At 72.4% G+C, this 24,858-nt stretch carries 27 protein-coding genes; 8 read left to right on the top strand and 19 right to left on the bottom strand.

All coding sequences use genetic code 11. From position 1 onward, the window contains the following. Positions 1–349: 349 nt before the first annotated feature. From E4622_RS19725 to E4622_RS19685, 9 genes are all read right to left on the bottom strand, one after another. Complete coding sequence (locus E4622_RS19725; RefSeq protein WP_134741896.1) at positions 350–1,048, bottom strand: GAF domain-containing protein; 699 nt, start codon at positions 1,046–1,048, stop codon at positions 350–352. 81 nt (positions 1,049–1,129) lie between these two features. Next, complete coding sequence (gene era, locus E4622_RS19720) at positions 1,130–2,077, bottom strand: GTPase Era (protein ID WP_134741894.1); 948 nt, start codon at positions 2,075–2,077, stop codon at positions 1,130–1,132. Further along, entirely contained in the window at positions 2,070–2,840 is a 771-nt protein-coding gene (locus E4622_RS19715) for a siderophore-interacting protein (RefSeq protein ID WP_134741893.1), read from the bottom strand. The genes era and E4622_RS19715 overlap by 8 nt, the downstream gene beginning before the upstream one ends. A 13-nt stretch (positions 2,841–2,853) precedes the next feature. Beyond that, positions 2,854–4,122, bottom strand: coding sequence for a class I SAM-dependent methyltransferase (locus E4622_RS19710; RefSeq protein ID WP_134741891.1), 1,269 nt, complete (start codon positions 4,120–4,122; stop codon positions 2,854–2,856). Then, entirely contained in the window at positions 4,119–5,483 is a 1,365-nt protein-coding gene (locus tag E4622_RS19705; protein ID WP_348537013.1) for an FAD-binding oxidoreductase, read from the bottom strand. Before E4622_RS19705 ends, E4622_RS19710 begins: the two co-directional genes overlap by 4 nt. A 136-nt stretch (positions 5,484–5,619) precedes the next feature. Continuing rightward, entirely contained in the window at positions 5,620–5,961 is a 342-nt protein-coding gene (locus E4622_RS19700; RefSeq protein ID WP_134741887.1) for a cytidine deaminase, read from the bottom strand. After that, the gene (locus E4622_RS19695) at positions 5,954–7,276 is read right to left on the bottom strand and encodes a hemolysin family protein (RefSeq protein WP_134741885.1); all 1,323 of its coding nucleotides are present in this window, start codon (positions 7,274–7,276) and stop codon (positions 5,954–5,956) included. Before E4622_RS19695 ends, E4622_RS19700 begins: the two co-directional genes overlap by 8 nt. Continuing rightward, complete coding sequence (gene ybeY, locus E4622_RS19690) at positions 7,273–7,752, bottom strand: rRNA maturation RNase YbeY (protein ID WP_134741883.1); 480 nt, start codon at positions 7,750–7,752, stop codon at positions 7,273–7,275. Before ybeY ends, E4622_RS19695 begins: the two co-directional genes overlap by 4 nt. Then, positions 7,749–8,768, bottom strand: a complete 1,020-nt coding sequence (locus E4622_RS19685; protein WP_134741881.1) for a PhoH family protein — start codon at positions 8,766–8,768, stop codon at positions 7,749–7,751. The genes ybeY and E4622_RS19685 overlap by 4 nt, the downstream gene beginning before the upstream one ends. Positions 8,769–8,871: 103 nt before the next feature. Between E4622_RS19685 and E4622_RS19680 the strand changes: the two genes are divergently transcribed. Together E4622_RS19680 and E4622_RS19675 are read left to right on the top strand one after the other, a co-directional pair. Next, positions 8,872–9,138 carry a hypothetical protein gene (locus tag E4622_RS19680; RefSeq protein WP_134741879.1) on the top strand — a complete coding sequence of 89 codons (267 nt, stop codon included), beginning with the start codon at positions 8,872–8,874 and terminating at the stop codon, positions 9,136–9,138. 10 nt (positions 9,139–9,148) lie between these two features. Then, the gene (locus E4622_RS19675; RefSeq protein WP_134741878.1) at positions 9,149–9,436 is read left to right on the top strand and encodes a DUF1905 domain-containing protein; all 288 of its coding nucleotides are present in this window, start codon (positions 9,149–9,151) and stop codon (positions 9,434–9,436) included. A gap of 116 nt (positions 9,437–9,552) precedes the next feature. Here the strand turns inward: E4622_RS19675 and E4622_RS19670 are convergent, their stop codons facing one another. Together E4622_RS19670 and E4622_RS19665 are read right to left on the bottom strand one after the other, a co-directional pair. Next, positions 9,553–10,788 carry a hypothetical protein gene (locus tag E4622_RS19670; RefSeq protein ID WP_134741876.1) on the bottom strand — a complete coding sequence of 412 codons (1,236 nt, stop codon included), beginning with the start codon at positions 10,786–10,788 and terminating at the stop codon, positions 9,553–9,555. Beyond that, on the bottom strand, positions 10,785–11,123 hold the full coding sequence (locus tag E4622_RS19665; RefSeq protein WP_134741873.1) for an HIT domain-containing protein: 339 nt from the start codon (positions 11,121–11,123) through the stop codon (positions 10,785–10,787). Before E4622_RS19665 ends, E4622_RS19670 begins: the two co-directional genes overlap by 4 nt. Before the next feature lie 142 nt (positions 11,124–11,265). Between E4622_RS19665 and E4622_RS19660 the strand changes: the two genes are divergently transcribed. After that, positions 11,266–12,180, top strand: coding sequence for a Gmad2 immunoglobulin-like domain-containing protein (locus E4622_RS19660; protein WP_134741872.1), 915 nt, complete (start codon positions 11,266–11,268; stop codon positions 12,178–12,180). 22 nt (positions 12,181–12,202) lie between these two features. Further along, positions 12,203–13,249: a winged helix DNA-binding domain-containing protein gene (locus E4622_RS19655; RefSeq protein ID WP_134741870.1), complete on the top strand. Its 1,047-nt coding sequence runs from the start codon at positions 12,203–12,205 to the stop codon at positions 13,247–13,249. 11 nt (positions 13,250–13,260) lie between these two features. On the opposite strand, the gene E4622_RS19650 is transcribed toward E4622_RS19655, so the two are convergent. The 3 genes from E4622_RS19650 to hrcA are packed head-to-tail and all read right to left on the bottom strand — an operon-like array spanning position 13,261 to position 16,260. Further along, entirely contained in the window at positions 13,261–14,004 is a 744-nt protein-coding gene (locus E4622_RS19650; RefSeq protein WP_134741868.1) for a 16S rRNA (uracil(1498)-N(3))-methyltransferase, read from the bottom strand. Between the two features lies 1 nt (position 14,005). Next, positions 14,006–15,184: a molecular chaperone DnaJ gene (dnaJ, locus tag E4622_RS19645; RefSeq protein WP_134741867.1), complete on the bottom strand. Its 1,179-nt coding sequence runs from the start codon at positions 15,182–15,184 to the stop codon at positions 14,006–14,008. Between the two features lie 50 nt (positions 15,185–15,234). Next, positions 15,235–16,260, bottom strand: a complete 1,026-nt coding sequence (gene hrcA / locus E4622_RS19640) for a heat-inducible transcriptional repressor HrcA (RefSeq protein ID WP_134741865.1) — start codon at positions 16,258–16,260, stop codon at positions 15,235–15,237. A gap of 147 nt (positions 16,261–16,407) precedes the next feature. Between hrcA and E4622_RS19635 the strand changes: the two genes are divergently transcribed. The 4 genes from E4622_RS19635 to E4622_RS19620 are packed head-to-tail and all read left to right on the top strand — an operon-like array spanning position 16,408 to position 19,167. Further along, entirely contained in the window at positions 16,408–17,139 is a 732-nt protein-coding gene (locus E4622_RS19635) for a hypothetical protein (protein ID WP_134741863.1), read from the top strand. A gap of 28 nt (positions 17,140–17,167) precedes the next feature. Further along, the gene (locus E4622_RS19630) at positions 17,168–18,031 is read left to right on the top strand and encodes an MBL fold metallo-hydrolase (protein ID WP_134741861.1); all 864 of its coding nucleotides are present in this window, start codon (positions 17,168–17,170) and stop codon (positions 18,029–18,031) included. A gap of 19 nt (positions 18,032–18,050) precedes the next feature. After that, a complete protein-coding gene (locus E4622_RS19625) occupies positions 18,051–18,266 on the top strand; it encodes a hypothetical protein (protein ID WP_134741859.1) in 216 nt (71 codons plus the stop codon). Positions 18,267–18,318: 52 nt separating this feature from the next. Then, on the top strand, positions 18,319–19,167 hold the full coding sequence (locus tag E4622_RS19620; RefSeq protein WP_134741857.1) for a DUF3097 domain-containing protein: 849 nt from the start codon (positions 18,319–18,321) through the stop codon (positions 19,165–19,167). A gap of 177 nt (positions 19,168–19,344) precedes the next feature. Here the strand turns inward: E4622_RS19620 and E4622_RS19615 are convergent, their stop codons facing one another. Genes E4622_RS19615 through E4622_RS19595 form a run of 5 tightly spaced genes read right to left on the bottom strand, consistent with a single transcriptional unit; the run spans position 19,345 to position 24,806 of the window. Continuing rightward, positions 19,345–19,776: a TM2 domain-containing protein gene (locus E4622_RS19615; RefSeq protein WP_134741855.1), complete on the bottom strand. Its 432-nt coding sequence runs from the start codon at positions 19,774–19,776 to the stop codon at positions 19,345–19,347. Positions 19,777–19,785: 9 nt separating this feature from the next. Next, a complete protein-coding gene (gene hemW / locus E4622_RS19610) occupies positions 19,786–20,997 on the bottom strand; it encodes a radical SAM family heme chaperone HemW (protein WP_134741853.1) in 1,212 nt (403 codons plus the stop codon). 57 nt (positions 20,998–21,054) lie between these two features. Beyond that, entirely contained in the window at positions 21,055–22,875 is a 1,821-nt protein-coding gene (locus E4622_RS19605) for an AMP-dependent synthetase/ligase (protein ID WP_134741851.1), read from the bottom strand. A 57-nt stretch (positions 22,876–22,932) separates the two neighbouring features. Beyond that, positions 22,933–24,159, bottom strand: coding sequence for an MFS transporter (locus E4622_RS19600; protein ID WP_134741849.1), 1,227 nt, complete (start codon positions 24,157–24,159; stop codon positions 22,933–22,935). Next, positions 24,156–24,806: an MOSC domain-containing protein gene (locus E4622_RS19595; protein ID WP_134741848.1), complete on the bottom strand. Its 651-nt coding sequence runs from the start codon at positions 24,804–24,806 to the stop codon at positions 24,156–24,158. Before E4622_RS19595 ends, E4622_RS19600 begins: the two co-directional genes overlap by 4 nt. Between the last annotated feature and the right edge of the window lie 52 nt (positions 24,807–24,858).

Below are 24,858 nucleotides of genomic sequence, written 5' to 3'. Positions count from 1 at the left end.
TCGCTGCTCGACCACCGGGGGTGCGCCACCGTGGGTTGAGGAGGTTGCGCAGCAACCGTCTCGAAACCGATCCGACCCGGCGGCCGGCAGAGGCGCGCAACCCACCGCCCGCCCCGTCCCCGTAGCTGCCAAGGACCGCAACCACCAGCGGCGTGCGAGCCAACAGCCGAGTTCCCCGAGGAGGCGACCAGAGGTGCAGGGGTCTCGACGTGCGCTCGCTGGCGCTCGCTGCTCGACCACCGGCGGTGGTTCCGAGACGGGACCTGAACGTCCGGATCCATCACCCGATGCGGCGATCCCTGGGATGCGACGTGGTCGGTGCCGACCTACGGCGGCCCGGGTCAGCCGGTCACGTCCCCCCGAGACTGACCAGCGCCTCCGCCAGCTGGTCCGGGCTGATGCCGGCTCGCCGGGCGGCGGTGCGGATCCGGTCGCGGGCGGTGGTGGCATCGACGTGCTGCAGGTCGGCCACGACGGACGCCGAGCGGTCCAGCACGGACTCGGCCTCGAGGATGCGCGGGGCCTCCTCGGCCACGATGCGGCTGGAGAAGGAGAGGTCGGCGTTGGTGACGATCCGGTCGGCGGACGTCTCGAACAGCGTGGCCAGCTCCTCGTGCCTGCCGTCGAAGGCGTCCGACGTCGCGCCGTAGAGGTTGACCGAGCCCTGGATGACGCCGTCCTTGATGAGCGGCAGGGTCAGGGTCGAGGCGATGCCGGTTGCCGCGGCCGCACGCGCGAAGAGCGCCCACGACTCCTCGTCGGTCGCGTCCTGGACGGTGTAGGCCGCCTGCACGCCGCGCTCAGTCGGCTCCACGCACGGGCCATCGTCGAGGGACTGGACCACGTCGAGGAAGTCCACCTGGAGGGCCGAGGCGACGAACGTGAACGTGACGCCGTACTCGCGCGAGGAGATGCTCATCCCCACGCAGCGCGACGAGAACCGCTCCACCTCGCGGCTCAAGGTGGTCATGGCTTCCAGCAGCTCGCCCTCGGCCACGAAGGGCCCGAGCTCCTCGGTCGCCTTCACGGTCTCCGGAATGGGTTCCATCTCGACCAGCTCCCACAGAAAGTCACGGTTCGACGGTCGGGGTCAGGTACCCGTTCCCCCGTCGGCTCATGACACCGCTCGTCAGAAGCCGAGCTTGCGCAGCTGGCGCGGGTCGCGCTGCCAGTCCTTGGCGATCTTGATGTGGAGGTCGAGGTAGACCGGCGTCCCGAAGAGCGCCTCGATCTGGAGCCGGGCGGCCTTGCCGACGTCGCGCAGGCGAGCACCCTTGTGGCCGATCATGATCCCCTTCTGGGAGTCGCGCTCGACGTAGAGGTTGGCGTGGATGTCCAGCAACGGCCGGTCGGCGTCACGCCCCTCGCGCAGGCCCATCTCCTCGACGACGACGGCGATGGAGTGCGGGAGCTCGTCGCGCACGCCCTCGAGGGCGGCCTCGCGGATCAGCTCGGCGACGATGGCCTCCTCGGGGGCGTCGCTGAGGTCGCCGTCCGGGTAGAGCTGCGGACCGGCCGGGAGCAGCCCGACGAGGAGGTCGGCCAGGAGCCCGACCTGGTCGCCGGCCTGGGCGGAGACCGGGACGATCTCGGCCCACTCGACGCCGGTCTCAGCGCCGAGCTTCTGGATGTCCAGGAGGTGCTCGCCGATGCGCTCGGCGTCGGCGAGGTCGGTCTTCGTGGCGATGGCGACCTTGATCGTGCGCTTGATCTTGGCCATCTCGCGCACGATGAAGCGGTCGCCGGGCCCGATCTTCTCGTTGGCCGGCAGGCACACGGCGACGACGTCGACCTCGCCCAGCGTGGTCTTGACGAGGTCGTTGAGGCGCTCGCCCAGCAGCGTCCGCGGTCGGTGCAGACCGGGGGTGTCCACGAGGATCAGCTGCGCGTCGGGGCGGTGCACGATCCCGCGCACGACGGTGCGCGTGGTCTGCGGCTTGGAGCTGGTGATCACCACCTTCGTGCCCACCAGAGCGTTGGTCAGCGTCGACTTGCCGGCGTTGGGCCGACCGACGAAGGACACGAAGCCGCTCTTGTGCTCGGCCTGCTGGTCCGGAGTGTCCTGCGTGTCAGCCATCGCTCGCCCTGTCGTAGTCGGCCCAGATCTCGTCGTCGCTCTTGCCTGCGGCCTTGCCGGCACGCCAAATCGGACCGGGGTCGACCGAGCGCGGCTGCCGGGCGGCGACGCCGCGCCAGTAGCCCATGACGTCGTAGGCGGTCGCCGGCATCCGCCGCTCGCGCATCAGGTGCTTGCGGATGGCGCGCATCTGCGCGGACTCCCCCGCCATCCAGAAGTAGCCCTCGCCCTCGGGCCAGGTGATGCTCTCGACGACGCTGGCCAGCCGGCTCTCCCCGTCGTGGGGGGCGTCGAGCCAGTGGACCGACGCGGAGGCGGGCAGGTAGTCGCCCAGGTCGTCGGGCACCTCGGCCCACACGTCGGCGGGCACCGGGCAGGACTCCAGGATGCGCGCCACCGCCGGCATCGCGGTCAGGTCGCCGACGAGGATCAGCCAGGAGGCGTCCCCAGGCAGCGCGAAGCTGCCCTTGGGCTCGGTGATCGTCACCGTCTCCCCCACGCACTCGCCGGCCGCCCACTCCGTGACGAGGCCGGTCGTGTGCAGGACGACGTCGAGCGTCAGCTCACCGTCGGCCCAGGACCGCACCGTGTAGTAGCGGCTCTGGAACTGCCCGGGCACCACCAGACCGACCCACTCGTCGGGGATGCCGGTCGACACGAAGTCGCCCAGCCCGGGGCCGCCGAGGACCAGCCGCACGAGGTGGTCCGAGAGCGGGGTACGCCGCAGCACCTGCGCGTCGTACGTCCTGGCCCTCGTGCTCACCCGTGCAGGCTAGTCACCATGTGGGTCGGAGCGGGAATCCGTTGCCGCCGCCGTCGGCGACGCGGACCCCCAGCACCTGGTGCAGCTGGATCTCGTTCCACTCGAAGCCCAGGCGCGAGCTGGCGATGTAGAGGCCCCAGACCCGGGCCGTCCCGATCCCGACCTCCTCCACGCAGGCGTCCCAGTTGTCGACCAGGTTGCGGTTCCAGTCGCGCAGGGTCATCGCGTAGTGCATGCGGAGGTTCTCCGAGTGCATGACCTCGAGGCCGACGTCCTGCGCCTCCTTGATGATCGTGCCGGAGCCGATCAGCTCCCCGTCGGGGAAGACGTAGCGGTCGATGAACGCCCCCGTCTCCTCGCGGCGGTTGTGGTGGCGGGTGATCGAGTGGTTGAGCAGCCGACCCTCCGGCTTGAGGCGGTCGTGCAGGAAGCGGAAGTACGACGGGTAGTTGCGCACGCCGATGTGCTCGGTGAGGCCGATCGAGCTGACGGCGTCGAAGCCGCCCTCCATCACGTCGCGGTAGTCGAGGTGGCGCACCTCGGCGAGGTCGCCGAGCCCGTCGCGGTCGATCGCCTCCTTGCCCCAGTCGGCCTGCTGCTGCGAGAGCGTGACGCCGAGCGCCTTGACGCCGTACTCCTTGGCGGCGTGGCGGACCATGCCGCCCCAGCCGCAGCCCACGTCGAGCAGCCGCTGACCGGGCTTGAGGTCGAGCTTGCGGGCGACCAGGTCGAACTTCTCGGCCTGCGCCTCCTCGAGGGTGGCGTCGGCGTGGGGGTAGACCGCGCAGGTGTAGGCCATCGAGGGGCCTAGGACCAGCCGGTAGAAGGCGTTGGAGACGTCGTAGTGGTGCGAGATCGCCTCGGCGTCGCGGCCCATCGAGTGGCGCAGGCCCTCCATCGCCCGGCGCCAGCGGGGCAGGTGCTCCTGCGGCGGCGGGGGCGGCGGCTTGAGGTTGGAGATGCCCAGCCCGCGCACCAGCGTCAGGATCTCGCCGGGGGTGACCTTGCGGAACTTGGTGTGGTCCTTGAGCAGGGACATCAGCTCGTAGGGGTTGCCGGGGTGCACGCCGTGCACGACCAGGTCGCCGGCGACGTAGGCGCGGGCCAGGCCCAGGTCGCCCGGCGCCGTCAGCAGGTAGGCGAGCCCGCGCTGGTTGGTGAGCTCGAGGCGCATCGGCGAGTCCTCCGGGCCGGTGGCGCTGCCGTCGTACGCCGTGAACCGGACGGGCATGCCGTCACGCAGCAGGTCCGCAATCGCGTCCGCGATCCTGATGGTCGTCATCGTTTCCTCACTGCCTTGTCGAAGAGTGTGGTCAGTCTGTCGTCCGGGTCGTAGCGGCGCTTCACCTCGGCGAGGTGGGGGCCGTCGTAGAGCCGATCGAACGTCTCGGCGTCGTAGAACGCCTCGCTGTAGAGGGACTTGTGGCCGCCGAGGTCGTGCACCTTCGCCTCGATCGCGCGGTTGAGCGGCCCCTCGGGCGCGTCGTCACCGACGTGGACGGTGCCCCAGAATCCGACGTTGACGTAGGTCTCCCCCGGCTCGAGGGGGTAGGTGCTCCACGGCCGCTTGGCGACGAGCGGGCACAGCCACACCGGCCGCATGCCCACCTCGGCGTCGAACCACTCCAGGAACTCCGGGAGCCGGTCGACGGGCACCTCGACGTCCTGGATGACCCGCTCGCGCATGGGCCGGCCGGCACGGCGGTCGAGGCGGTCGGCGATGGAGAAGCGGCGGTCGAGGCCCAGCAGGCGGTGGTAGACGTCGGAGCGCCGCAGCCGCGCCGGCCACACGCGTCGCACCAGCGGGTGCTGAGCCCCGAAGGCGCCCGAGCACCAGAACCAGTCGGTGTCCCACCGCCAGAGGTAGTCGTACATCGTCAGCAGGTCGGTGTCGCGCTCCTGTACGGAGCGGAAGTAGATCTGCTGGCCGGTGTAGTCGCTGGGGGTGCCGCCCTCCGCGGAGTCGGTCCAGCGCGCGAGGGTGAGGTAGAGCTCGCCCGGCTCGAACGCCGTGCCGTCGAGGCCGTCGACCCGCTCTCCGGCGTGCTCCCCGGTGTCGACGATCTCGGCCACCGTCTTGGCGAGCAGCGCCGCGTCGTCGAAGCGCACGTGGCGCAGCGCGACGTACGTCGGCACCGGCTCGAGCTCGATGCGCAGCCGCGTGGCGTAGCCCAGGGAGCCGTAGGAGTTGGGGAAGGCGTCGAAGAGCTCGTCGCCCGGCCGGCAGGTGACGATCTCGCCGGCGCCGGTGAGCACGTCCATGTCCAGCACCGACTCGTGCGGCAGACCGTTGCGGAAGCTGGTCGACTCGATGCCGAGGCCGGTGACCGCCCCGCCCAGCGTGATGGTGCGCAGCTGCGGGACGACGTACGGGATCAGGCCGTGCGGCAGGGTCGCATCGACCAGGTCCTCGTAGGTGCACATGCCCTGCACCTGCGCCGTGCGCGTCTCGGGGTCGACCTCGAGCACCCCGGTGAGGCCGGACACGTCGAGGCCCGGGGTCACCGTGGCCTGGCGGGCACGGAAGAGGTTGGACGTGCGTTTGGCCAGCCGGACCGGCTGACCCGGAGGGATGGCAGCGGCAGACTCCACGAGCCGTCTCACCGCGCGCTCGTGCTGCTCCCAGGGGGCTCGCGAACTCACTGGCTGCACGTTACTCCGATCCGGTTTCGGCTGTGTCGCGTCTCGCCTCCTGCAACGCGCCGCGCCCCGGTTCCCTTCCGCCCCCGCTCGATTGCTCCTGGTCCGCCGGCCCGGAAGGATCGCGCGGGCGGCCGCATCAGGTCGTCGACGTCGCGGCGACCGTGCCGCGGGGGTCGCCACGGTGGACGACGACGCCGGGGCCGCCGAACTCGCGCAGCGCGGCGAGGTCGGCAGCGGCCACCTCGTCGGCCTCGCCTAAGACGACGGCCGCCTCGAGGCCCTGCGAGCCCGCGGCGACGGCCATGGCCACGCACACCTGGAGCGCCGAGACCGCCAGCGAGGGCAGGGCGACGGTCGCGGCGGCGTAGGTCCGGCCGTCGGAGTCGCGGACGGCGGCGCCCTCGGCGGCGCGCGTGCGGGCGCGGGTGGCGCGGGCCAGCGTCACGAGCTTGGCGTCCTCGGCGGTCAGGTCACTCACTGGCGGTCTCCAGGGTGGGTGCGGTCTTGTCGTGGTCGGTCGTCTCGGCCTCGACCCGGTGGATGAGCACCGTGCCGATCTTGTTGCGACGGCCCGCCGCGTCCTCGGCCACGAAGCGCAGGCCGTGGGCCTCGACCGTGGAGCCGGGGATCGGGACCCGCCCGAGGTGCTTGGCCATGAGGCCGCCGACGCTGTCGACGTCCTCCTCCTCGACGTCGAAGCCGAAGAGCTCGTCGAGGTCGTCGACCGGGTAGCGCGAGGACACCCGCACCACCCCCTCGGGCAGGGTCTCGACCTGGATCTCGTCGTCGTCGTACTCGTCGGTGATCTCGCCGACGATCTCCTCGAGGAGGTCCTCGATGGTGATCAGGCCGGCCGTGCCGCCGTACTCGTCGACGACGACCGCGATGTGCTGGCGGCGGGCCTGCATCTCGCGCAGGAGCGCGTCGACCGGCTTGGACTCGGGCACCCAGTGCACCGGGCGCATGACCTCCTCGATGCGCTGGGTGAACTCCACCTCGGGCGCCTCGAAGTCGCGGCGGACGATGTCCTTGAGGTAGGCGAAGCCGCGGATGTCGTCGAGGTTCTCCCCGATGACCGGCACCCGGGAGTAGCCGCTGCGCAGGAACAGCGACAGGGTCTGGCGCAGGTTCTTGAAGTGCTCGATGTAGACGACGTCGTTGCGCGGCACCATGACCTCGCGCACCGAGGTGTCGCCGAGCTCGAACACCGAGTGGATCATGCGGCGCTCGTCGGACTCGATGAGCGCCGACGCCTCGGCCATGTCGACCATCTCGCGGAGCTCGGTCTCGCTGGAGAACGGGCCCTCGCGGAAGCCGCGCCCCGGGGTGATCGCGTTGCCGACCATGATCAGGATCCGCGGCAGCGGGCCGAGGACGGTCGTGAAGAGCGCCAGCGGAGCGGCCGAGAGCAGCGCGACGGTCTCGGAGTGCTGGCGCCCGAGGGTGCGCGGGGCGACGCCGATCACCACGAACGACACGAGCAGCATCACGCCGATCGCCGTCAGCACGCTGGCCAGCCACGACCCGTCGACGAGCTCGTCGATCTGCAGCGTCACTAGGACGATGGCGGAGATCTCGCAGAGCAGGCGCAGGAGGAGCGCGGTGTTGAGGTAGCGCGGGGCGTCCTCGAGGATCGAGACCAGGGCACGCGCGCCCGGGCGTCCCTCGGCGACCAGCTCGGTGGCTCGCGCCTTGGAGAACGACGCCAGGGCGGCGTCGGCGGCCGTGAAGACGCCGGCGAGGAGGACCAGGGCGGCTGCTGTGACCAGCAGCCAGAGATCGCCGGAGGTCATGGCTCGACCGGGGTGGGACCCGGCCGCAGCTGGGTGCGCCACGCGGCGAGCAGCGTGTCCTGGAGGCCGAACATCTCGGCGTGCTCCTCCGGCTCGGCGTGGTCGTAGCCGAGCAGGTGCAGGATGCCGTGGGTCGTGAGCAGCTCGATCTCGGCGTCGGTGCCGTGGCCGGCCTCCGCGCCCTGCCGCTCGGCGATCGCCGGGCAGAGCATCAGGTCACCGAGCACGCCCTCCTCGGGCTCCTCGGTCACCAGGCCGGGTCGCAGCTCGTCCATCGGGAAGGCCAGCACGTCGGTCGGCCCCTCCTTGCCCATCCAGTGAGCGTTGAGCTCGGCGATCGTGTCCTCGTCGACGGCCTTGATGCACAGCTCGGCGAGCGGGTGCACGCGCATCTCGTCCATGACGAACCGCGCGAGCCCCGCGAGGTGCTTGACGTCGAGCGGCAAGCCCGACTCGTTGAGGACCTCGATCGTCATCGCGGGCCTGCCTGGGCGTTGCGCTCGGCGTCGAACTCGTCGTAGGCCGCGACGATCTTGCCGACCAGCCGGTGGCGTACGACGTCCTGGCTGTTGAGCGTGTTGAACGAGATGTCGTCGACGTCGTCGAGGATCCCCTGGATGACGCGCAGGCCGGACTTCATGCCGTTGGGGAGGTCGGTCTGCGTGACGTCGCCCGTGACCACGATCTTGGAGCCGAAGCCCAGCCGCGTCAGGAACATCTTCATCTGCTCGGGCGTGGTGTTCTGCGCCTCGTCGAGGATGATGAAGGAGTCGTTGAGGGTGCGCCCGCGCATGAACGCCAGCGGCGCCACCTCGATGGTGCCGGCGGCGAGCAGCTTGGGGATCGTCTCGGGGTCGACCATGTCGTGCAGGGCGTCGTAGAGCGGACGCAGGTAGGGGTCGATCTTCTCGCTGAGCGTGCCCGGCAGGTAGCCGAGGTTCTCGCCGGCCTCGACGGCCGGGCGCGTGAGGATGATCCGGTTGACGTTCTTGGACTGCAGCGCCTGCACGGCCTTGGCCATCGCGAGGTAGGTCTTGCCCGTGCCGGCGGGGCCGATGCCGAACGTGATCGTGTGCTTGTCGATGGCGTCGACGTAGCGCTTCTGGTTGAGCGTCTTGGGTCGGATCGAGCGGCCGCGGTTGCTCAGGATGTTGAGGCTCAGCACGTCGGCGGGGCGCTCGGTGGTCTCGGCGCGCAGCATCGCCAGCACGCGCTCGACGGTCTCGCCCGTCACGCCCTGGCCGGTGCGGATGATCGTCACCAGCTCGTCGAGCAGCCGCTCGGCGAGCGCCACCTCGCCGGGGTCGCCGTTGAGCGTGATGCGGTTGCCGCGCACGTGGACGTCCGCGCCGAAGGAGCGCTCGATCAGCGCGAGGTGCTCGTCGCCGGGGCCGAGCAGGCTGACCATGTTGATGCTGTTGGGGACGACCACGGTGTGCCGGGTCTGGCGGGTGTCCCCCGCGGGGGTCCGGTCGGTGCTGCTGTCAGTCATGGGTGCCCTGGGCGGGCGGCCTTTCGGTCGGGTACGGAGCCACCTCCATGCTACGGGAGCGCGCCGCAGCGGCCCACCGGGTTGTGCCCCGTACCGTGGAGCCATGCGGGAGGCCGACGAGTACGACGAGGACTGGGACGGGGACGACGACTCCCCACCGGTCTGGTTCCCGGGCGGCCACCTGCCACCGCACGCCCGCGCCACGGGGCTCACCCACCACGTCCCTGAGGGGGCGCTGCTCGACTTCGCGGGCAAGCTCGATCCCAGCTTGCGCCGACACCGGATCACCGCCTGGGTGCTGCTGGTGGTCTTCGGCCTCCCCGTGCTCTTCGCCCTGCTGCGGTTCATCGACGCGGTGTTCCCGGGCTGAGGGCCGCGCGGTGCAGCTGGAGTTCGGCGGCGAGGTCTGGGAGTGGCGCGGCCCGGCGCCGTACCACTTCGTGAGCGTGCCGGAGGACGAGTGCGAGGAGATCGCGCTCGCCGCGGCGGCCGTGACCTACGGCTGGGGCATGATCCCGGTCTCCGTACGCATCGGAGCCACCGACTGGACGACCTCGCTGTGGCCCAAGGACGGCGGCTACGTCGTCCCGCTCAAGGACGCCGTGCGTCGGGCCGAGGGCATCGCGCTCGGTGACGTGGTCGACGTGCGGCTCATGATCGACGTGTGAGCCGCGGGGTGACGTTTCCCCAAGGTATGCACCGGAAGTGTCACTTCCCTCGGTGTACAACCCCCGGGAAGTGACAGCTCCCCTGCATACCTTGGGGAAACGCCCGCGCTACGACGTCACTGAGCGTCGAACGCGACCTGCAGCATCCCGAGGCACATCTCGTCGGTGGTGCCCTCGCCCCACAGGACGTAGCGGTCCTCGCGCTGGGTCTCGAAGGCGGGCAGCCTGTCGCGCAGCCACTGGGCGTGGCGGCACGTGACCTTGACGGTGTCGAACGCGTCGACGTGGACCGGCTCGATCGCCCGGGAGCCCTGGTCGTCGAAGTTCCACGGCCGTACGTCGAGCACGGTGCGGGCCGCGGGGGTGCCGGGGTTGGTCTCGATCGTGATGCGGCGCCCGAGCAGGTGCATGTGCCCGGCGACGCCGTGGATGGTCATGCCGCGACCCAGCGTGCGGGTGCACTGCGTCGTGCCCGAGGCGACGACGTCGCTGCCGCACAGGAAGTGCAGGCCCTGCGCCAGCGCACCGCCCGCGGAGCCGAAGCGGTCGCGGGCGTCGGCGAGGGCGGCGTCGCGGTCGCACAGCGGTGAGGCGTCGCGACCGGCGCGGCAGGGCATCTCGACGGGTGCGGGCATGAGGAACGTGTGCAGCGGCGTGGTGCCCGGGTCGCGCCGGGTGACGCGGACCTGGGTGGAGCTCATGTCGGGGCTGGCCCCCGCGAGCAGGTTGTAGTGCACCTGCATCACGACCCGCGACCCGCGCGGCAGGTCGACGCCGTAGCCGGCCTTGACCGTGGTCTCCTCGCCGCCGGGTGCCCAGGCGCCCAGCCAGGGCGCGTCGTCGGGGTTGGTGAACTCCCCGTCGAGGCCGCTGCCGCCGAAGCAGGTCCAGCCCTGCCCCTTCGTGTCGTCGTCCTTCTGCTCGGCTGCCGCCACCTGCTCCGGCGGGACCCGGAACAGGATCACGTGGTGCACCACGTCGGGGTTTCCGGGCACGACGTTGATGCCCGTGAGGAAGCTGTCGCGCGCGAGGTGCGGGTCGAGCAGGAAGCACCGGTAGTCGTCGGTGCCGGTCCCCGTGGGCGCGGAGGGCGTGTAGGTCTCCGGCATCGTCATCGTGATGCGCTTCTCGCCGCGCCGCAGCGGCTTCAGCCTCGCGGGCGCCACGTCCGGGTGGTGCGCGGGGGGCGGCTTCGCGGTCTCGCTGGCCCCGGGCGTCTCGGAGCCGGTGCTCGCGGCGCCGGCCGCGGGCTCGGTGGCCGCCTCCGGTCCGGCGTCGTCGGTGCCCGAGCAGGCGCTCAGCACGACGGCCAGCAGGGCGCCCGCGAGCAGCGTCGTACGCCGCCGGCTCATCCCGGCGGCCAGGTAAGGTCGCGCCCGGCCAGCACGTGGAGGTGGGCGTGGAAGACGCTCTGGCCGGCGCCGGCGCCGGTGTTGAACACCAGCCGGTAGTCGTCGTGCCCCTCGGCCGTCGCGACGGCCGCGGCGGTGAGCACCAGCTCGGCGGAGGCTGCCGGGTCGGCGGTGGCCAGCTCGGCGGCGTCGGCGTAGTGGTCGCGCGGGACGACGAGCACGTGCGTCGGCGCCTGGGCGTTGATGTCGCGGAAGGCGACGGTCCGCTCGGTGGCGTGCACGATGTCGGCGGGGATCTCCCCCGCCACGATCTTGCAGAACAGGCAGTCGTCCACGACCCGCTCCCCTCTCCCAGGCTCGGCTCTCCCATGCTCGCACGGTTCGCTGCCCGGGGGCAGGCGAACCGCGAGGCCCCCTGCCGACCGACACGCGCCCGATCACCGTGCAATAGCCGCTCGCCCCCGGGAGGATGGGCCCATGAGCACACCTCGGAGCCGTCACCTCGCCCTCGCGCTCGCCGGCCTGGTCGGCAGCGTCGTCCTGGCCGGCTGCGGCGAGGACCCCGCCCCGGTCGCCGACGACCCCGAGGGCTCGGGCGGTCAGAGCTCCGAGGGCACCCCGTCGCCCGAGCCGTCGCCCGAGCCGAGCGATGCCGGGGACGGCTCCGGCGAGCAGGTGACGGTGCCGGTCTACTTCGTCGGAGACAGCCCCCTGGGCAAGCGGCTCTACCGCGAGTTCCGCAAGGTCGAGGGCGACAACCCCCTGGCCGAGGCGGCCGCGCTGATGGCCGCGGGCGACGCGAACGACGCCGACTACGGGACGCTCTTCAGCGCCGGCGGCTTCGCCTCGGTCTCCTACGACGCCGGGTCGGGCTTCGTCGTCGAGCTCGCCGACGACACCTACACCACCGCGCCGGAGGGGATGGGCAAGCCGGCCGCGAAGCTGGCGGCCCAGCAGCTCGTCTACACCCTCCAGGGAGTGCAGCAGGCCAAGGACCCGGTCACCGTCGAGCTCGACGGCGCCCCCACCACGCTCTTCGGCATCGATACCGCGGCCGGGCTGAAGCGGGCCGGCGAGATCGACGTCCTCGCCCTGGTCAACGTCACCGCACCCGAGGAGGGCGCCACCGTGAGCGGCACCTTCACCGCGAGCGGGGTGGCCAGCGCCTTCGAGGCCACCGTCCCCTGGCAGGTCCGGCAGGGCGAGGAGGTCGTGCTCGAGGGCTTCGCGACCGCGGACGGCTGGATGGACAAGCTCTACCCCTGGGAGAGCGAGGTCGACGTCTCGGGCCTGGCGCCCGGCGAGTACGTCTTCGAGGCCAGCACCGGCGACCCCTCCGGCGAGGAGGGCCCCGGCCCGATGGTCGACACGAAGACCTTCACGGTCACGTAGGTCCTCCCGTGACGCTGGTCCCGTGAGGCTGACGAGGCGGCGGCTCAACCGCACCCTGCTGCGCCGCCAGCACCTGCTGGAGCGCGTCGACCTGACGCCGGCCGAGCTGTGCCACCACCTCGTGGGCCTGCAGGCGCAGGAGAACCTGCCGCCCTACCTCGGCCTCGCCGCCCGGCTGGTCGACCTCGACCCGCACTCGGTCTCCCGCGGCCTCGAGGACCGGTCGCTCGTCAGGCTGCTGTGCCTGCGCGGCACGATCCACCTGCTGGTGGCCGACGACGCGCTGATGCTGCGGTCGTGGACCCAGAGCCGTCAGGAGCAGGAGCTGCGCTCCAGCCAGAACACCCGGCCCGCCCTGGGGGTCGACCGCGCCGCGTTCGGCGCCGCACTGTCCGCCGTACTGGCGGAGGGGGCGCTGAGCCAGAAGGCGCTGAGCGCGGCGCTCGCGGAGTCCTTCCCCGACGTGCCGCCCGCCGCCCTGGGGCAGCTGGCGCGCGTCGTCGCCCCACTGGCCCAGCTCCCGCCCCGCGGCACCTGGAAGGGCTCGGGCGGCGTGGTCTACCAGTACGTCGACCGGTGGCTGGGGCGTCCGCTCGTCGAGCCGGACGTGGAGGAGCTCGTGCGCCGCTACCTCCGCGCGTTCGGACCGGCCACGGCCGCCGACGTCACCACTTGGTCGGGCGTCACGCGGCTCGGACCGGTCCTGGCCGGGATGGACGACCTGGTCCGTCACGAGGACGAGGAGGGGCGGGTGCTCCTCGACGTCGCCGACGGGGACCTCGCCGACGAGGACGCGCCGGCGCCGGTGCGGCTCCTGGGCTGCTACGACAACCTCTGGCTGTCCCACGCCGCCCGCGACCGGGTGACCGACCCGGCCAAGCGCGCCTCGTGGTCGGGCGTCAACGGCGGCACCGGTCACACGCTGTTCGTCGACGGCATGCTCGAGGGGATCTGGTGCGTCGAGGACGGCCGGGTGCGGGTCGTCGAGACGCTCCGACCGCTCACCCGGTCCGAGCGGGCCGAGCTGGACGAGGAGACCGCCCGCGTCGAGGCGCTGCTCGCGCGCTGACGCGACGCTGCTCAGGGACCCCAGCGCGCGGTGCGCGAGAGCAGCGCGGCGCAGGCGACGACGCCGGCGGTGGAGGTGCGGAGGACCTCGGCGCCGAGGCGGACGCTGACGGCGCCGGCGTCGACGAACGCGGCCACCTCCTCGTCGGTGAGCCCGCCCTCGGGTCCGACGACGACCAGCACCGTGCCGGAGGGCGGCACCTCGACGGCGGCCAGCGGCGCCCCGGCGTCCTCGTGCAGCACGACCGCGAGGTCGGCGGCCGCGACCAGGCCCACCACGTCGGCGGTGGAGGCCAGGTCCGCGACCGAGGGGTGCCAGGAGCGGCGCGACTGCTTGGCGGCCTCGCGGGCCGTGGCCCGCCACCGGGCGAGGGACTTGGTGGCGCGCTCGCCCTTCCAGACCGCCACGCTGCGCCCGGCGGCCCAGGGCACGACGGCGTCGACGCCCACCTCGGTGAGGACCTCGACCGCAAGCTCACCGCGGTCGCCCTTGGGCAGTGCCTGCACCACGACCAGCGAGGGGGTCGGCGCCGGCAGGTCGTCGACCGCCTCGGCCACCACGGACAGGAGCCGCTTGCCGGTGGCCGCGACGCTGCCGGTGACCGAGCGGCCCCGCCCGTCGGTCAGGACGACCCGCTCCCCCACCCGGGTACGGCGCACGGCGACGGCGTGGTGCGCCTCGTCACCCTCGACGGTGACGGTCGCGCCGACCGAGACCCCGTCCAGCGTCGGGACCAGGTGGACGGGCAGCGACATGTCAGTGGTTGAACGCGTCGCGCAGGCGACCGAAGACCGAGCGCTGCGTCCCGGCCGGGACCTGTCCGGTCGGTGACTCCTCGTGGCGGATGGCCGCCAGCTCGCGCAGCAGCTCCTCCTGACGGGCGTCGAGCCGCTGCGGGGTCTCGACCAGGACCGTGACGACCAGGTCGCCGCGGCCGCCGCGCAGGCCGGGAACACCGCGGGCGCGCAGCACCTGCTGCGTGCCCGACTGCGTGCCCGAGCCGATCTCGAGCTCGAAGGACGTCTCGACACCCGAGTCGGCGCCCTGCTCGATGTCGGCCTCGAGGGTCGGCAGGGTGAGCGAGGTACCGAGCGCGGCGGCGGTCATCGGCACCGAGACCGTGCAGTGCAGGTCGTTGCCGTGGCGGGTGAAGGTGGCGTGCTCGGCCACGTGGATCTCGACGTAGAGGTCACCGGCGGGCCCGCCGCCGGGACCGACCTCGCCCTGCTCGGTGAGCTGGACGCGGGTGCCGGTGTCGACGCCGGCGGGGATCTTGACGGTCAGGCTGCGCCGCGAGCGGACCCGGCCGTCGCCGGAGCAGGAACGGCACGGGTCGGAGATGATCGAGCCGAAGCCGCGGCACGCCGCGCACGGGCGCAGGGTGCGGATCTCGCCGAGGAACGAGCGCTGCACGTGGGCCACCTCGCCGGCGCCGCGGCAGGTCTCGCAGGTCACCGGGTGGGAGCCGGGAGCCGCACCCTCGCCGTGGCAGGCGTCGCACAGCACCGCGGTGTCGACCTTGAGCTCGCGCGCCACGCCGAAGGCGGCCTCGGCCAGCGTGATCTCGAGGCGGATCAGCGCGTCCTGGCCGCGACGCACCCGTGAGCGCGGCCCGCGGCCGCCGCCCTGGCCGCCGGCGCCGGGCTGGCCGCCGAAGAAGGCGTCCATGATGTCGGTGAAGGAGAAGCCGGCGCCCTGGCCGAAGCCCGCCTGGCCGCCGCCGAAGGGGTCGCCGCCCCGGTCGTAGGCGGCGCGCTTCTGGGAGTCCGACAGCACCTCGTAGGCCAGCGAGATCTCCTTGAAGTGGTCCTGGGTGTCGGGGTCGGGGTTGACGTCCGGGTGGTACTGCCGTGCCAGGCGCCGGTAGGCCTTCTTGATGGCGTCGTCGTCCGCGTCGCGGGCGACGCCGAGAAGCTCGTACAGGTCCTTGCTCAACGTCGGGTTCCTTGTCTGGTTCGGGGGGCGGGGGCGCGCGGGGGCGCCGCTCAGTCCTCGTCGAGGATGCGGGAGACGTAACGGGCGACCGCGCGGACCGCGGTCATCGTGCCGGGGTAGTCCATGCGGGTCGGACCGACCACCCCGAGGGTGGCGAGGGCGTCGTCGGTGGGGCCGTAGCCCGTGGCGACGACGCTGGTGGAGGAGAGCTGCTCGTAGGGGCCCTCCGCGCCGATGCGGACCGTGACCATGCCGCCGGCCGTGGCCTCGCCCAGCAGCTTGAGCAGCACGACGTGCTCCTCGAGCGCCTCGAGCAGCGGGCGGACGGCGGAGTCGAAGCTGTCGCCGTAGCGCGCGAGGTTGGCGGCACCGCCGACCGCGATGCGCTCGTCCAGGCGGTGGTCGCTCATGGCCTCCGCGAGGGCCTCCACGACCGGACCGACGTACGCCGCCAGGTCGGCCGTGGGGGGCTCGGCGGCCAGCTCGCGCAGCGCCGTGACGGCGGCGGAGATGATCTCGCCCGACGCGACCGAGTTGACCCGCGTGCGCAGGTCGGCGAGCGCCTCGTCGCTGAGGTCGGCGCCGAGCTCGACGAGACGCTGCTCGACGCGGCCGGTGCTGAGGATCAGGACCGCCAGCAGCCGGCGGGGGGCGAGGGCGACCAGCTCCACGTGGCGCACGGTCGAGCGCGACAGCGTGGGGTACTGCACGACCGCGACCTGACGGGTCAGCTGCGAGAGCACCCGCACCGAGCGCTGGACGACGTCGTCGAGGTCGACGGCGCCGTCGAGGAAGGTGGACACGGCCCGTCGCTCCGCGGCGCTCATCGGCTTCACCGTGGTGAGGCGGTCCACGAACAGGCGGTAGCCCTTGTCGGTGGGCACCCTCCCGGCACTGGTGTGGGGCTGGGCGATGTAGCCCTCGTCCTCCAGCGCGGCCATGTCGTTGCGGACCGTGGCCGGCGAGACCCCGAGGCCGTGCCGCTCGACCAGTGCCTTGGAGCCGACGGGCTCCTCGGTGGCGACGTAGTCCTCGACGATCGCGCGGAGCACGGCCAGTCTGCGCTCTTCCTGCATGTCCGCCTCCCGCCTGCTTGGCACTCCGGTGATCCGAGTGCCAATCCTACTCGCGGGCCGGGAACATCCGACATTCCCTCGCGCCACGCCCTCCCCGCTCCCGACGCGATGAGTTAGGGTTGCCTTACCTCACCTCCAGGAGCGCCCATGACGTCGGACACCACCCATCTCGCCGCCCTCGACGAGCCGCGCCGCCTGGCGGCCGCCGCCCGCAGCATCCTGGCCTGCCCGGCCGGGGTGAACCTCGTGGTCGACGGCGTCGAGGACGTCCTGGCCGGGACCGCCGACCTGGGCATGCAGGACCTCGACGGCACCCCGACGTTCTCCTGCGTGCCCGGCAGCGACCTCGCCACCGCCGCCCGGATCGGCGCCAGCGCCCTGCTCACCCTGGAGAGCGGCCTGGGCGCTCCGGGATCCCCCGACCGGCAGGCCACGCTCACCCTCGCCGGCACGCTGCGCGCGACGGCGCGGGAGGACTGCGGGTGCTGCGGCGAGGCACGCGACATCGTCGAGCTCTCCCTCACCTTCGCGCTGCTCGCCCGCACCGACAGCCGGCCCGAGCAGCAGTATCGCGTGCCGCTGGCGCCGTTCCGCTCCCCCGACCACCGCCTCAACCGCGGCTACCTCCAGCGGTCCGTGGAGCACGCCAACCACTGCCACCAGGAGGAGCTGCGCCGCGCCGTGGCCACGACCAGCGGCACCGGGCTCTCCCAGGTGGTCGGCGTCGCGCTGTCGGACCTGCGTCCCGACGGGGTGCAGGTGCACTGGGTCGACCCGGACGGCGCCCACACGCGCGAGCTGAGGTTCACCACCGCCGCGTCCACGACCGAGGAGCTCGGCGAGCTCCTGCGCCGCGAGCTGCACTCCGGCCTCTGCTGAGCGCGTCCCGACGCCTACATTGGGCGGCGTGGCATTCCTCGAGGTAGCCGACCGCGTCTGGGTCGCCCGCTACGACTGGTTCGACGTCAACGTCACCCTCGTCCGCGGGTCGGGCGGGCTGCTGGCCGTCGACACCCACGCCTCGGCGCTGGCCGCGCGGCAGGTCCTGGAGGACGTCCGCGCGCTCGGCGTCGGGGACGTCACCGGCGTGGTCAACACCCACGAGCACTTCGACCACACCTTCGGCAACCAGGAGTTCCGCACCGCCTACGGCGCCATCCCCATCCACGCGCACGAGACGGCCGCCGAGCGGACGGTCCCCGCCGGCGAGCGGGTCAAGGGCCTCTACCGCGACGACCCCGACGACCCGCACCGCGACGAGGTCGTCGCCACCGAGGTCGTCGCCGCCGACCACACCTTCTCCTCCGCGGTCGTGCTCGACCTGGGCGACCGCCTCGTCGAGCTCGTCCACCCCGGGCGCGGCCACACCGCCGGAGACCTCGTCGTGCGCGTCCCCGACTGCGACGTCCTGCTCGCCGGCGACCTCGTCGAGGAGTCGGCCGCCACCGGTGGCGTGCCCGGCTTCGGCGCCGACTGCTACCCGCTCGAGTGGCCCTGGACCCTGGACATCCTGCTGGGCCTCACCACGTCCGCGAGCGTGGTCGTCCCCGGCCACGGCGCCGCGGTCGACCGGGAGTTCGTGGAGACCCAGCGCAACCAGGTCGGGCTGGTGGCCGAGACCATCCGCGAGCTCGCCGGTCGTGGGGTGCGGCCCGAGGACGCGCTGGCGACCGCCGAGGAGTGGCCCTTCCCCCGCGAGGCGCTCGCGGACGCCGTACGACGCGGGTACGCGCAGCTGGGCCCGGGCGAACGACGTTTGCCGCTGGCCTGACGCGGGTTACGTTCGAGGCATGAGCGAATCCCAGACCGACCCCACCGACGAGAGCACCGTCGGGGTGTCCGACGACAAGCTGCCCGAGGACCTCCAGCCCGGCGAGGACAACCCGCTCGCGGAGGGCCTCGACGACAACGAGACCGTCGACGACCTGCTGGACGGCGGCAAGGACGCCGAGCAGCTCGGCGAGGACGGCACCTCGGCGGGGTCGCAAGAGTCACAAGACGGCTGATCCCGGCGCGGCAGACCACCCCAGGTCGGTCGCCGCCTCTAGCGTCAGTCGGGTGAGCGACCGATACGGCACCGACGTCCTGTCCGGCGACTGGCGCAAGCCCCAGCGCGGGCGCGCCGTCGAGGCGCCCGCCGACCTGGGCAGCGTCGTCGAGGAGGTCACCACCGACTGGGTGGGCGAGATCGTCGCGGTCGACCGCGACCTGCACACCTTGACCCTGGAGGACCGCCGCGGCCGCCGGCGTACGTTCCCGCTCGGGCCCGGCTTCCTGCTCGAGGGCAAGCCGGTCATCCTCACCGCCCCCGTACGCCGCTCGGCGCCCGCCGCGCCCACCCGCACCGCCTCGGGGTCGGTCGCCGTGCCCGGCGCTCGCGCGCGCGTCGCCCGCGCCAGCCGGATCTTCGTCGAGGGCCGCCACGACGCCGAGCTCGTCGAGAAGGTCTGGGGCGACGACCTGCGCATCGAGGGCGTGGTCGTGGAGTACCTCCAGGGCGTCGACGACCTCGTCGCCCACCTCCGCGACTTCGGCCCCGGGCCCGAGCGCCGCGTCGGCGTCCTCGTCGACCACCTGGTCCCGGGCTCCAAGGAGAGCCGCATCGCCGCCGACGTCGCCGCCTCGCCCGTCGGCCGGCACGTGCTGGTCGTCGGCCACCCGTTCGTCGACGTCTGGCAGGCCGTCAAGCCCGACCGCATCGGCGTCGCCGCCTGGCCCACCATCCCGCGCGACGTCGAGTGGAAGAAGGGCGTCTGCCGGCACTTCGGATGGCCCGCCGACGACCAGGCCGACATCGCCCGCGCCTGGCAGCACATCCTGTCGCGCGTGCAGTCCTACGACGACCTCGAGCCCGCGCTCCTCGGCCGCGTCGAAGAGCTCATCGACTTCGTCGCCAGCTCCGACTGAGCCTGCGAAGGCGGAGCTGACCGGCGACGAGGTTGAGGTGGCTCGGCTCCGACCGAGCCTGCGAGGGCGGAGCGAGCCGTCTCGAAACCCGGCCACGAACTCGGAGACGCTGACCTGCGTCCGGGACAGTGGTTTCGAGACGGGACTTCGTCCCTCCTCAACCACCGGGAGACAGGCCTACCGGAGCATGAGGCCGTTGGCGTCCTTGCTGTCCGTGGAGAGCATGATGATGCCGTCGATGAAGGGCCAGAGGCCGCCGATGCCGCAGGTGAAGATCGTGACCAGGAGCTGGGCGGTGCCGATGCCCGTGTCGCCGATGTAGTAGCGGCCGATGCCGAAGGGCACGAGGATCTGCAGGAGTCCGGCGACGATCTTCTGCTTGTCGGAGAACGGGATGCCGGTCACCGGGTGGATGCCGTAGGGCGCGCCCGGCATGCCCATCGGGGCGGCTCCGGGGTAGCCCGGGTAGGGCAGCTGGCCGTAGGGCTGGGGCTGGCCGTAGGGCGGCGGTGGCGGCGTGCCGTAGGGCTGAGCGCCCTGGGGCGGCCCGGAGGGCTCGCCGCCCGGCTGCTGGTAGGGGTCGTACGGGTTCTCGGGGCCCTGGGTCATGGCAGCACCCTAAGGGAGGAGGTCGCGCACCACGGCGTCCGCCAGCAGCCGGCCGCGCCGGGTCAGGACGAGGCGCTTCGTCCCTGCCTCCAGCAGGCCGTCCCGCACGAGGACCGGCACGGCGCGGCGGCCGGCCTCGTCGAGCACGTGCGGGTCGAGACCGTCGCGCAGCCGCAGCTCCAGGAGCACCCGCTCCACCCGGCGGCTCTCGGGGTCGAGCACCTCGCGTGCGTGGGCCGGGCTGGCACCCGAGGCCAGCCGGTCGGCGTAGGCCGCCGGGTGCTTGACGTTCCACCACCGCACGCCGCCCACGTGGGAGTGCGCGCCCGGGCCGACGCCCCACCAGTCGCCGTCGGTCCAGTAGCCGAGGTTGTGCCGGCAGCGGGCGGCGTCGTCGCGGGCCCAGTTGGACACCTCGTACCAGCCCAGGCCGGCGGCGGTCAGCCGGTCGTCGGCCACGTCGTACTTGTCGGCCAGGTCGTCCTCGTCGGGCATGGGCAGCTCGCCGCGCCGCACCCGGCGGGCCAGGGCGGTCCCGTCCTCGACGATGAGGGAGTACGCCGACACGTGGTCGGGTCCGCAGGCCAGCGCCTCGTCGAGGCTGCGCCGCCAGTCGTCGAGGGACTCCCCCGGCGTCCCGTAGATCAGGTCAAGGCTGACCTGCTCGAAGCCGGCCTCACGGGCCCAGCGGACGACGTCGGGCACCCGGGCCGGGTCGTGCGTGCGGTCGAGCACCGCCAGCACGTGGGGCACGGCGGACTGCATCCCGAACGAGATGCGCGTGAAGCCCTGCTCGCGCAGCCGCTGCAGGTCCGCGGGCGTCACGCTGTCGGGGTTGGCCTCCGTGGTGACCTCGGCGTCGGGGTCCAGGCCGAACTCCTCGCGGACGGCCCCCAGGACGGACCCGAGCTCGCCGGGGCTGAGCAGGGTCGGGGTGCCGCCGCCCACGAACACCGTGCCGACCGGCGCGTCCGCGTCGCCGAGCACGCGGCGCGCCTGCCGGACCTCCGCGACCGCCGAGGCGGCGTACGTCGCCCGCGACGCGCCGGGGCCGAGCTCGTCGGCGGTGTAGGTGTTGAAGTCGCAGTAGCCGCAGCGGACCCGGCAGAAGGGCACGTGCACGTAGAACCCGAAGGGACGCTGCCCGAGGCCCGTGAGGGCCGACTCCGGGAGGGACCCGTCCACCGGCACCGGTTCACCAGCGGGGAGGACGGACGGCACGCCTCCATCCTCCCACCCGGCCCGCAGCGCCCCGTGGGGACGCCCCTCAGGAGCCCGTCAGCTGTAGAACGACGCGATGCGCTCCTTGTTGTTGTCCTCCACGACGTTGCGCTTGACCTTCATCGAGGGCGTCAGCTCGCCGGACTCGATGGTCAGGTCGTGGTCGAGGATCTCCCACTTCTTGATCGTCTCCCAGCGGTTGAGGCGCCCGTTGAGCTCCTCGACGTAGCCGTTGACCATCTCGTGGGCCCTCTCCGAGCGGACGATCTCGGAGTAGGACTTGCCGGCCAGGCCGTTCTCGGCGGCCCAGCCCTCCATCGCGTCGGGGTCCAGGGTGACCAGCGCGACGACGAAGTTGCGGTCGTTGCCGAACACCATGAACTGGCTGACGTAGGGGCAGATCGCCTTGAACTTGGACTCGATCGCCGACGGGGCGATGTACTTGCCGCCGGACGTCTTGAAGAGGTCCTTGATCCGGCCGGTGATCGTGAGGAAGCCGTCGGCGTCGAGGCTGCCCTTGTCGCCGGTGCGCAGCCAGCCGTCGTCGGTGAGCGTCTTGGCGGTCTCCTCGGGCAGGTTGTGGTAGCCGTCCATGACGTGCGGGCCGCGCAGCAGCACCTCGTCGCCCTCGCCGATCTTGACCTCGCTGCCGGGCAGCGCGCGCCCGACGGTGCCGATGCGGTTCTCCTCGGGGTGGTTGACGGTCGCACCCGCGGAGTTCTCGGTCATGCCGTAGCCCTCGAGGATGACGATGCCGGCGGCGTTGAACCACTCGGCGATCTCCTGGTTGAGGGCGGCCGAGCCGGAGATGAAGAACCGCACCCGGCCACCGAAGCGCTCGCGGACCTTGCTGAAGACCAGCTTGTCGAACAGGCCGTGCTGGAGCCGCAGCGCCAGCGGGACGGACTTGCCCTCGCGCTTGAGCCGGTCGGCCTTGAGGCCGACCTCGAAGGCCTTGTGGAAGATCTTCTCCTTGGCGCCGCCCTCGGCGGCCTGCATGGTCTGGATCCGGCCGTAGGCCTTCTCGAAGATGCGCGGGGCCGCGCCCATGAACGTCGGCTTCACGATGCCGCAGTTCTCGACGATCTTCTCGACCCGGCCGTCGATGGCGGAGGCGAAGCCGCACGCGAGCTGCGCGGAGAGCAGGACCTTGCCGAAGGAGTGCGACATCGGCAGCCACAGGAACTGCAGGTCGCTCTCGTCGAGGATGTGCTGGACCTTGATCGCGGAGCCCTCGTAGACCCAGGACTCGTGCTTGAGCCGCACGCCCTTGGGCCGGCCGGTCGTGCCGGAGGTGTAGATCAGCGTCGCCAGCTGGGTCGGGGCGATGCTCTTGGCCGTCGTCTCGATCACGTCGGGGTGCTCGGCGAGGTGGGCGTCGCCGAGCTCGGCGAGCGTGTCCATCGTGATGACCCAGTCGCCGTCGGCGGCACCGTCGAACGTCACGACCTTGGCGAGGTGCGGGAGCTCGGACTTGTGCTCGCGCAGCTTGGCGAGCTGCTCGTCGTCCTCGGCGAACACCACCCGGCACTCGGAGTCGCCCAGGATGTAGGCGGTGTCCTCGGCGTTGGTGGTGGGGTAGACCGTCGTCGTCGCGCCGGCGGCGCACATGACGGCCAGGTCGGCCAGGATCCACTCGTAGCGGGTCCCGGAGGCGATGCCCACGCGCTGCTCGGGCTCGATGCCGAGCGAGAGGAGCCCGGCGGCCAGGCGGCGTACGAGCGTGCCGGCCTGCTCCCACGTGACGGACTCCCAGTCGTCGCCACGGGGGTAGCGGAACGCCTCGGAGCCGGGCGAGGAGGCCACCCGGTCGAGGAACTGCACCGCCACGTTCTGAGGAAGGTTGTCGACGAAGGTCGTGTCGTGGTTGACGGGCATGCCACTCCTGGGTGAAGCCGAGACGGGTGTGTTGCGGAGTAACCTAGATCACTTCGGCTACCCGCGGGTAGGCGACCGACCGGCGAGCCGGCTTTCCTGCGCACCGCTCGCCCAGGCCACGGCCGGGCGGGTGGCGACGGCCGCCGCGAGCAGCACTCCGCCGAGCAGGAGCCAGCCGGTCAGCCCCAGCGCGAGGGGCAGCAGGGCCATCACCGTCGGCGCCAGGAACGAGCTGATCGAGAAGCCCATCCCCCAGACCCCCTGGTACTGACCCATGGCCTCCTCCGGAGGCAGCTCGAAGCCCAGCAGGAACGACGCGGAGGCCTGGCACAGCTCCCCCGCCACCAGGACGACGGAGCCGACGACGAGGAGCACCACGGCCAGCGTGGCCGACACCCCGCCGCTGACGCCGAGGATCGCGCACGCGCCGAGGAAGAGCAGCCCCGACAGCAGCGTCGCGCGGACGGCGGCGTCCAGGGTCACCACCCTCCGAGCGACCGCCACCTGCGCCACGACCACCGCGACGGTGTTGATGACCAGCAGCACGGCGACCACGGCGCGCGGCGCCTCCGTCTCGTTGACCACCCACAGGGGGATCGCCAGCTCCAGGATCCAGTAGTGCATGGTCAGCACCGAGCTGACGAGCACGACCGCGACGAACGGCAGGTCGCGCAGCGCGCTGAGCATGTGCAGCGCCTCGCCGGCCGGTCGCGGCGGCACGTGCGGCACGGACGTCATGAGCAGCGCCGTCACGGCGTACGTCGCCACGTCGACGTACATCACCGCGAGGTAGGCCTCGCGCGTGTCGAAGTGCAGGGCGATGGCCGCGATCCCGGTGCCGACCGTCATGCCCACGTTGGTGACCGAGCGGAGGTAGGCCTTCGTCGTCGCGCGGTCGGAGCCCTGGACGAGCCCGGCGATCAGCGCCGCCCGGACCGCGCCGGACCCGCGGTCGAGCACCGCGATGGCCGTCGCCAGCGCGACGAACTGCCACCACTCGGTGACGAGCAGGTAGAGCGCCGCCAGGGCCGCGATCATCAGCACCAGCGCCACCTGGACCTCGCGCGGGCCGCGGCGGTCCGCGAGGTGCCCGATGGGGATGCCGGCGAAGAGCGCGACGCCGGCGGCGATGCTCAGGCCCAGCCCGACCTCGACGACCGAGAAGCCGACGATGCGGGTGAAGTACAGCGCGCTGAGCGTGAAGAAGATGCCGTTGCCGGTGGTGTTGACCAGGGTCGCCGCCGCCATGCTGCGGACGGCGGGATCCTCGGGCAGCAGCCTCACAGCCGCGTGTTGGCGACGTAGGCGTCGGCCTTGGCGCGCGCCTGCTCGCTCAAGGAGTCCACGCGCAGGAGCTCGGGCAGCAGGGTGGGGTCGCGGTAGAGCGCGCGGAACATCGTCGACACGGTGACGCCGTGGTCGGGCTCGTGGACGACCGTGATGTCGTCGCCCGCGCTGGCGGTGCCGGGCACGACCACCCGCAGGTAGGGCCCGGGCCGGCTGACCTCGGCGAAGCGCTTGACCCAGGCGGTGTTGTCGTAGCCCGAGCGACCCATCCACATCTTGAAGTCGTTGCACGGGTTGCGGACCGTGGTCACCTCGAGGACGGCGTCGCCGACCCGCCACCGCTCCCCGACCTGGGCCTCGTTGACGTCGATGCCGACGGTGGTGAGGTTCTCCCCGAACTGGCCGTCGCGGACCTCCTGGCCGAGCTGCTCGGCCCAGTAGTCGAGGTCCTCGCGCGCGAACGCGTAGACCGCCTTCTCGAGGCCGCCGTGGTGGCGGGTGTCCGACACCTGGTCGCCGGCCGGGCCGTAGAGGCCGATCTCGACGGGGCCGGCCACCGGCTGCTTGTCGATGGACGTCCGGCCGATGCCGGCCCACGTCGCCTCGCGGGGCCGACCGACGTTGAGCGAGCGCAGAAGGGCCATGCCCCATTGTCCCTGTCGCTCGCCGGCGACCGCCATCGGATTGCCGCGTCGG

It is taken from the genome of Nocardioides sp. 503 (genome assembly GCF_004522095.1).
Lineage (GTDB): Bacteria > Actinomycetota > Actinomycetes > Propionibacteriales > Nocardioidaceae > Nocardioides.
This window is presented reverse-complemented; position numbering and strand designations above follow the sequence as displayed.

Coding starts and splice junctions, on each gene's coding strand:
- E4622_RS19595 (WP_134741848.1), bottom strand. CDS start 24,806: ATGGCCCTTCTGCGCTCGCTCAACGTCGGTCGGCCCCGCGAGGCGACG.
- E4622_RS19660 (WP_134741872.1), top strand. CDS start 11,266: ATGAGCACACCTCGGAGCCGTCACCTCGCCCTCGCGCTCGCCGGCCTG.
- hrcA (WP_134741865.1), bottom strand. CDS start 16,260: ATGCAGGAAGAGCGCAGACTGGCCGTGCTCCGCGCGATCGTCGAGGAC.
- era (WP_134741894.1), bottom strand. CDS start 2,077: ATGGCTGACACGCAGGACACTCCGGACCAGCAGGCCGAGCACAAGAGC.
- E4622_RS19605 (WP_134741851.1), bottom strand. CDS start 22,875: ATGCCCGTCAACCACGACACGACCTTCGTCGACAACCTTCCTCAGAAC.
- E4622_RS19650 (WP_134741868.1), bottom strand. CDS start 14,004: ATGTCGCTGCCCGTCCACCTGGTCCCGACGCTGGACGGGGTCTCGGTC.
- E4622_RS19670 (WP_134741876.1), bottom strand. CDS start 10,788: ATGAGCCGGCGGCGTACGACGCTGCTCGCGGGCGCCCTGCTGGCCGTC.
- E4622_RS19680 (WP_134741879.1), top strand. CDS start 8,872: ATGCGGGAGGCCGACGAGTACGACGAGGACTGGGACGGGGACGACGAC.
- E4622_RS19615 (WP_134741855.1), bottom strand. CDS start 19,776: ATGACCCAGGGCCCCGAGAACCCGTACGACCCCTACCAGCAGCCGGGC.
- ybeY (WP_134741883.1), bottom strand. CDS start 7,752: ATGACGATCGAGGTCCTCAACGAGTCGGGCTTGCCGCTCGACGTCAAG.
- E4622_RS19695 (WP_134741885.1), bottom strand. CDS start 7,276: ATGACCTCCGGCGATCTCTGGCTGCTGGTCACAGCAGCCGCCCTGGTC.
- E4622_RS19710 (WP_134741891.1), bottom strand. CDS start 4,122: ATGACGACCATCAGGATCGCGGACGCGATTGCGGACCTGCTGCGTGAC.
- E4622_RS19725 (WP_134741896.1), bottom strand. CDS start 1,048: ATGGAACCCATTCCGGAGACCGTGAAGGCGACCGAGGAGCTCGGGCCC.
- E4622_RS19635 (WP_134741863.1), top strand. CDS start 16,408: ATGACGTCGGACACCACCCATCTCGCCGCCCTCGACGAGCCGCGCCGC.
- E4622_RS19685 (WP_134741881.1), bottom strand. CDS start 8,768: ATGACTGACAGCAGCACCGACCGGACCCCCGCGGGGGACACCCGCCAG.
- E4622_RS19625 (WP_134741859.1), top strand. CDS start 18,051: ATGAGCGAATCCCAGACCGACCCCACCGACGAGAGCACCGTCGGGGTG.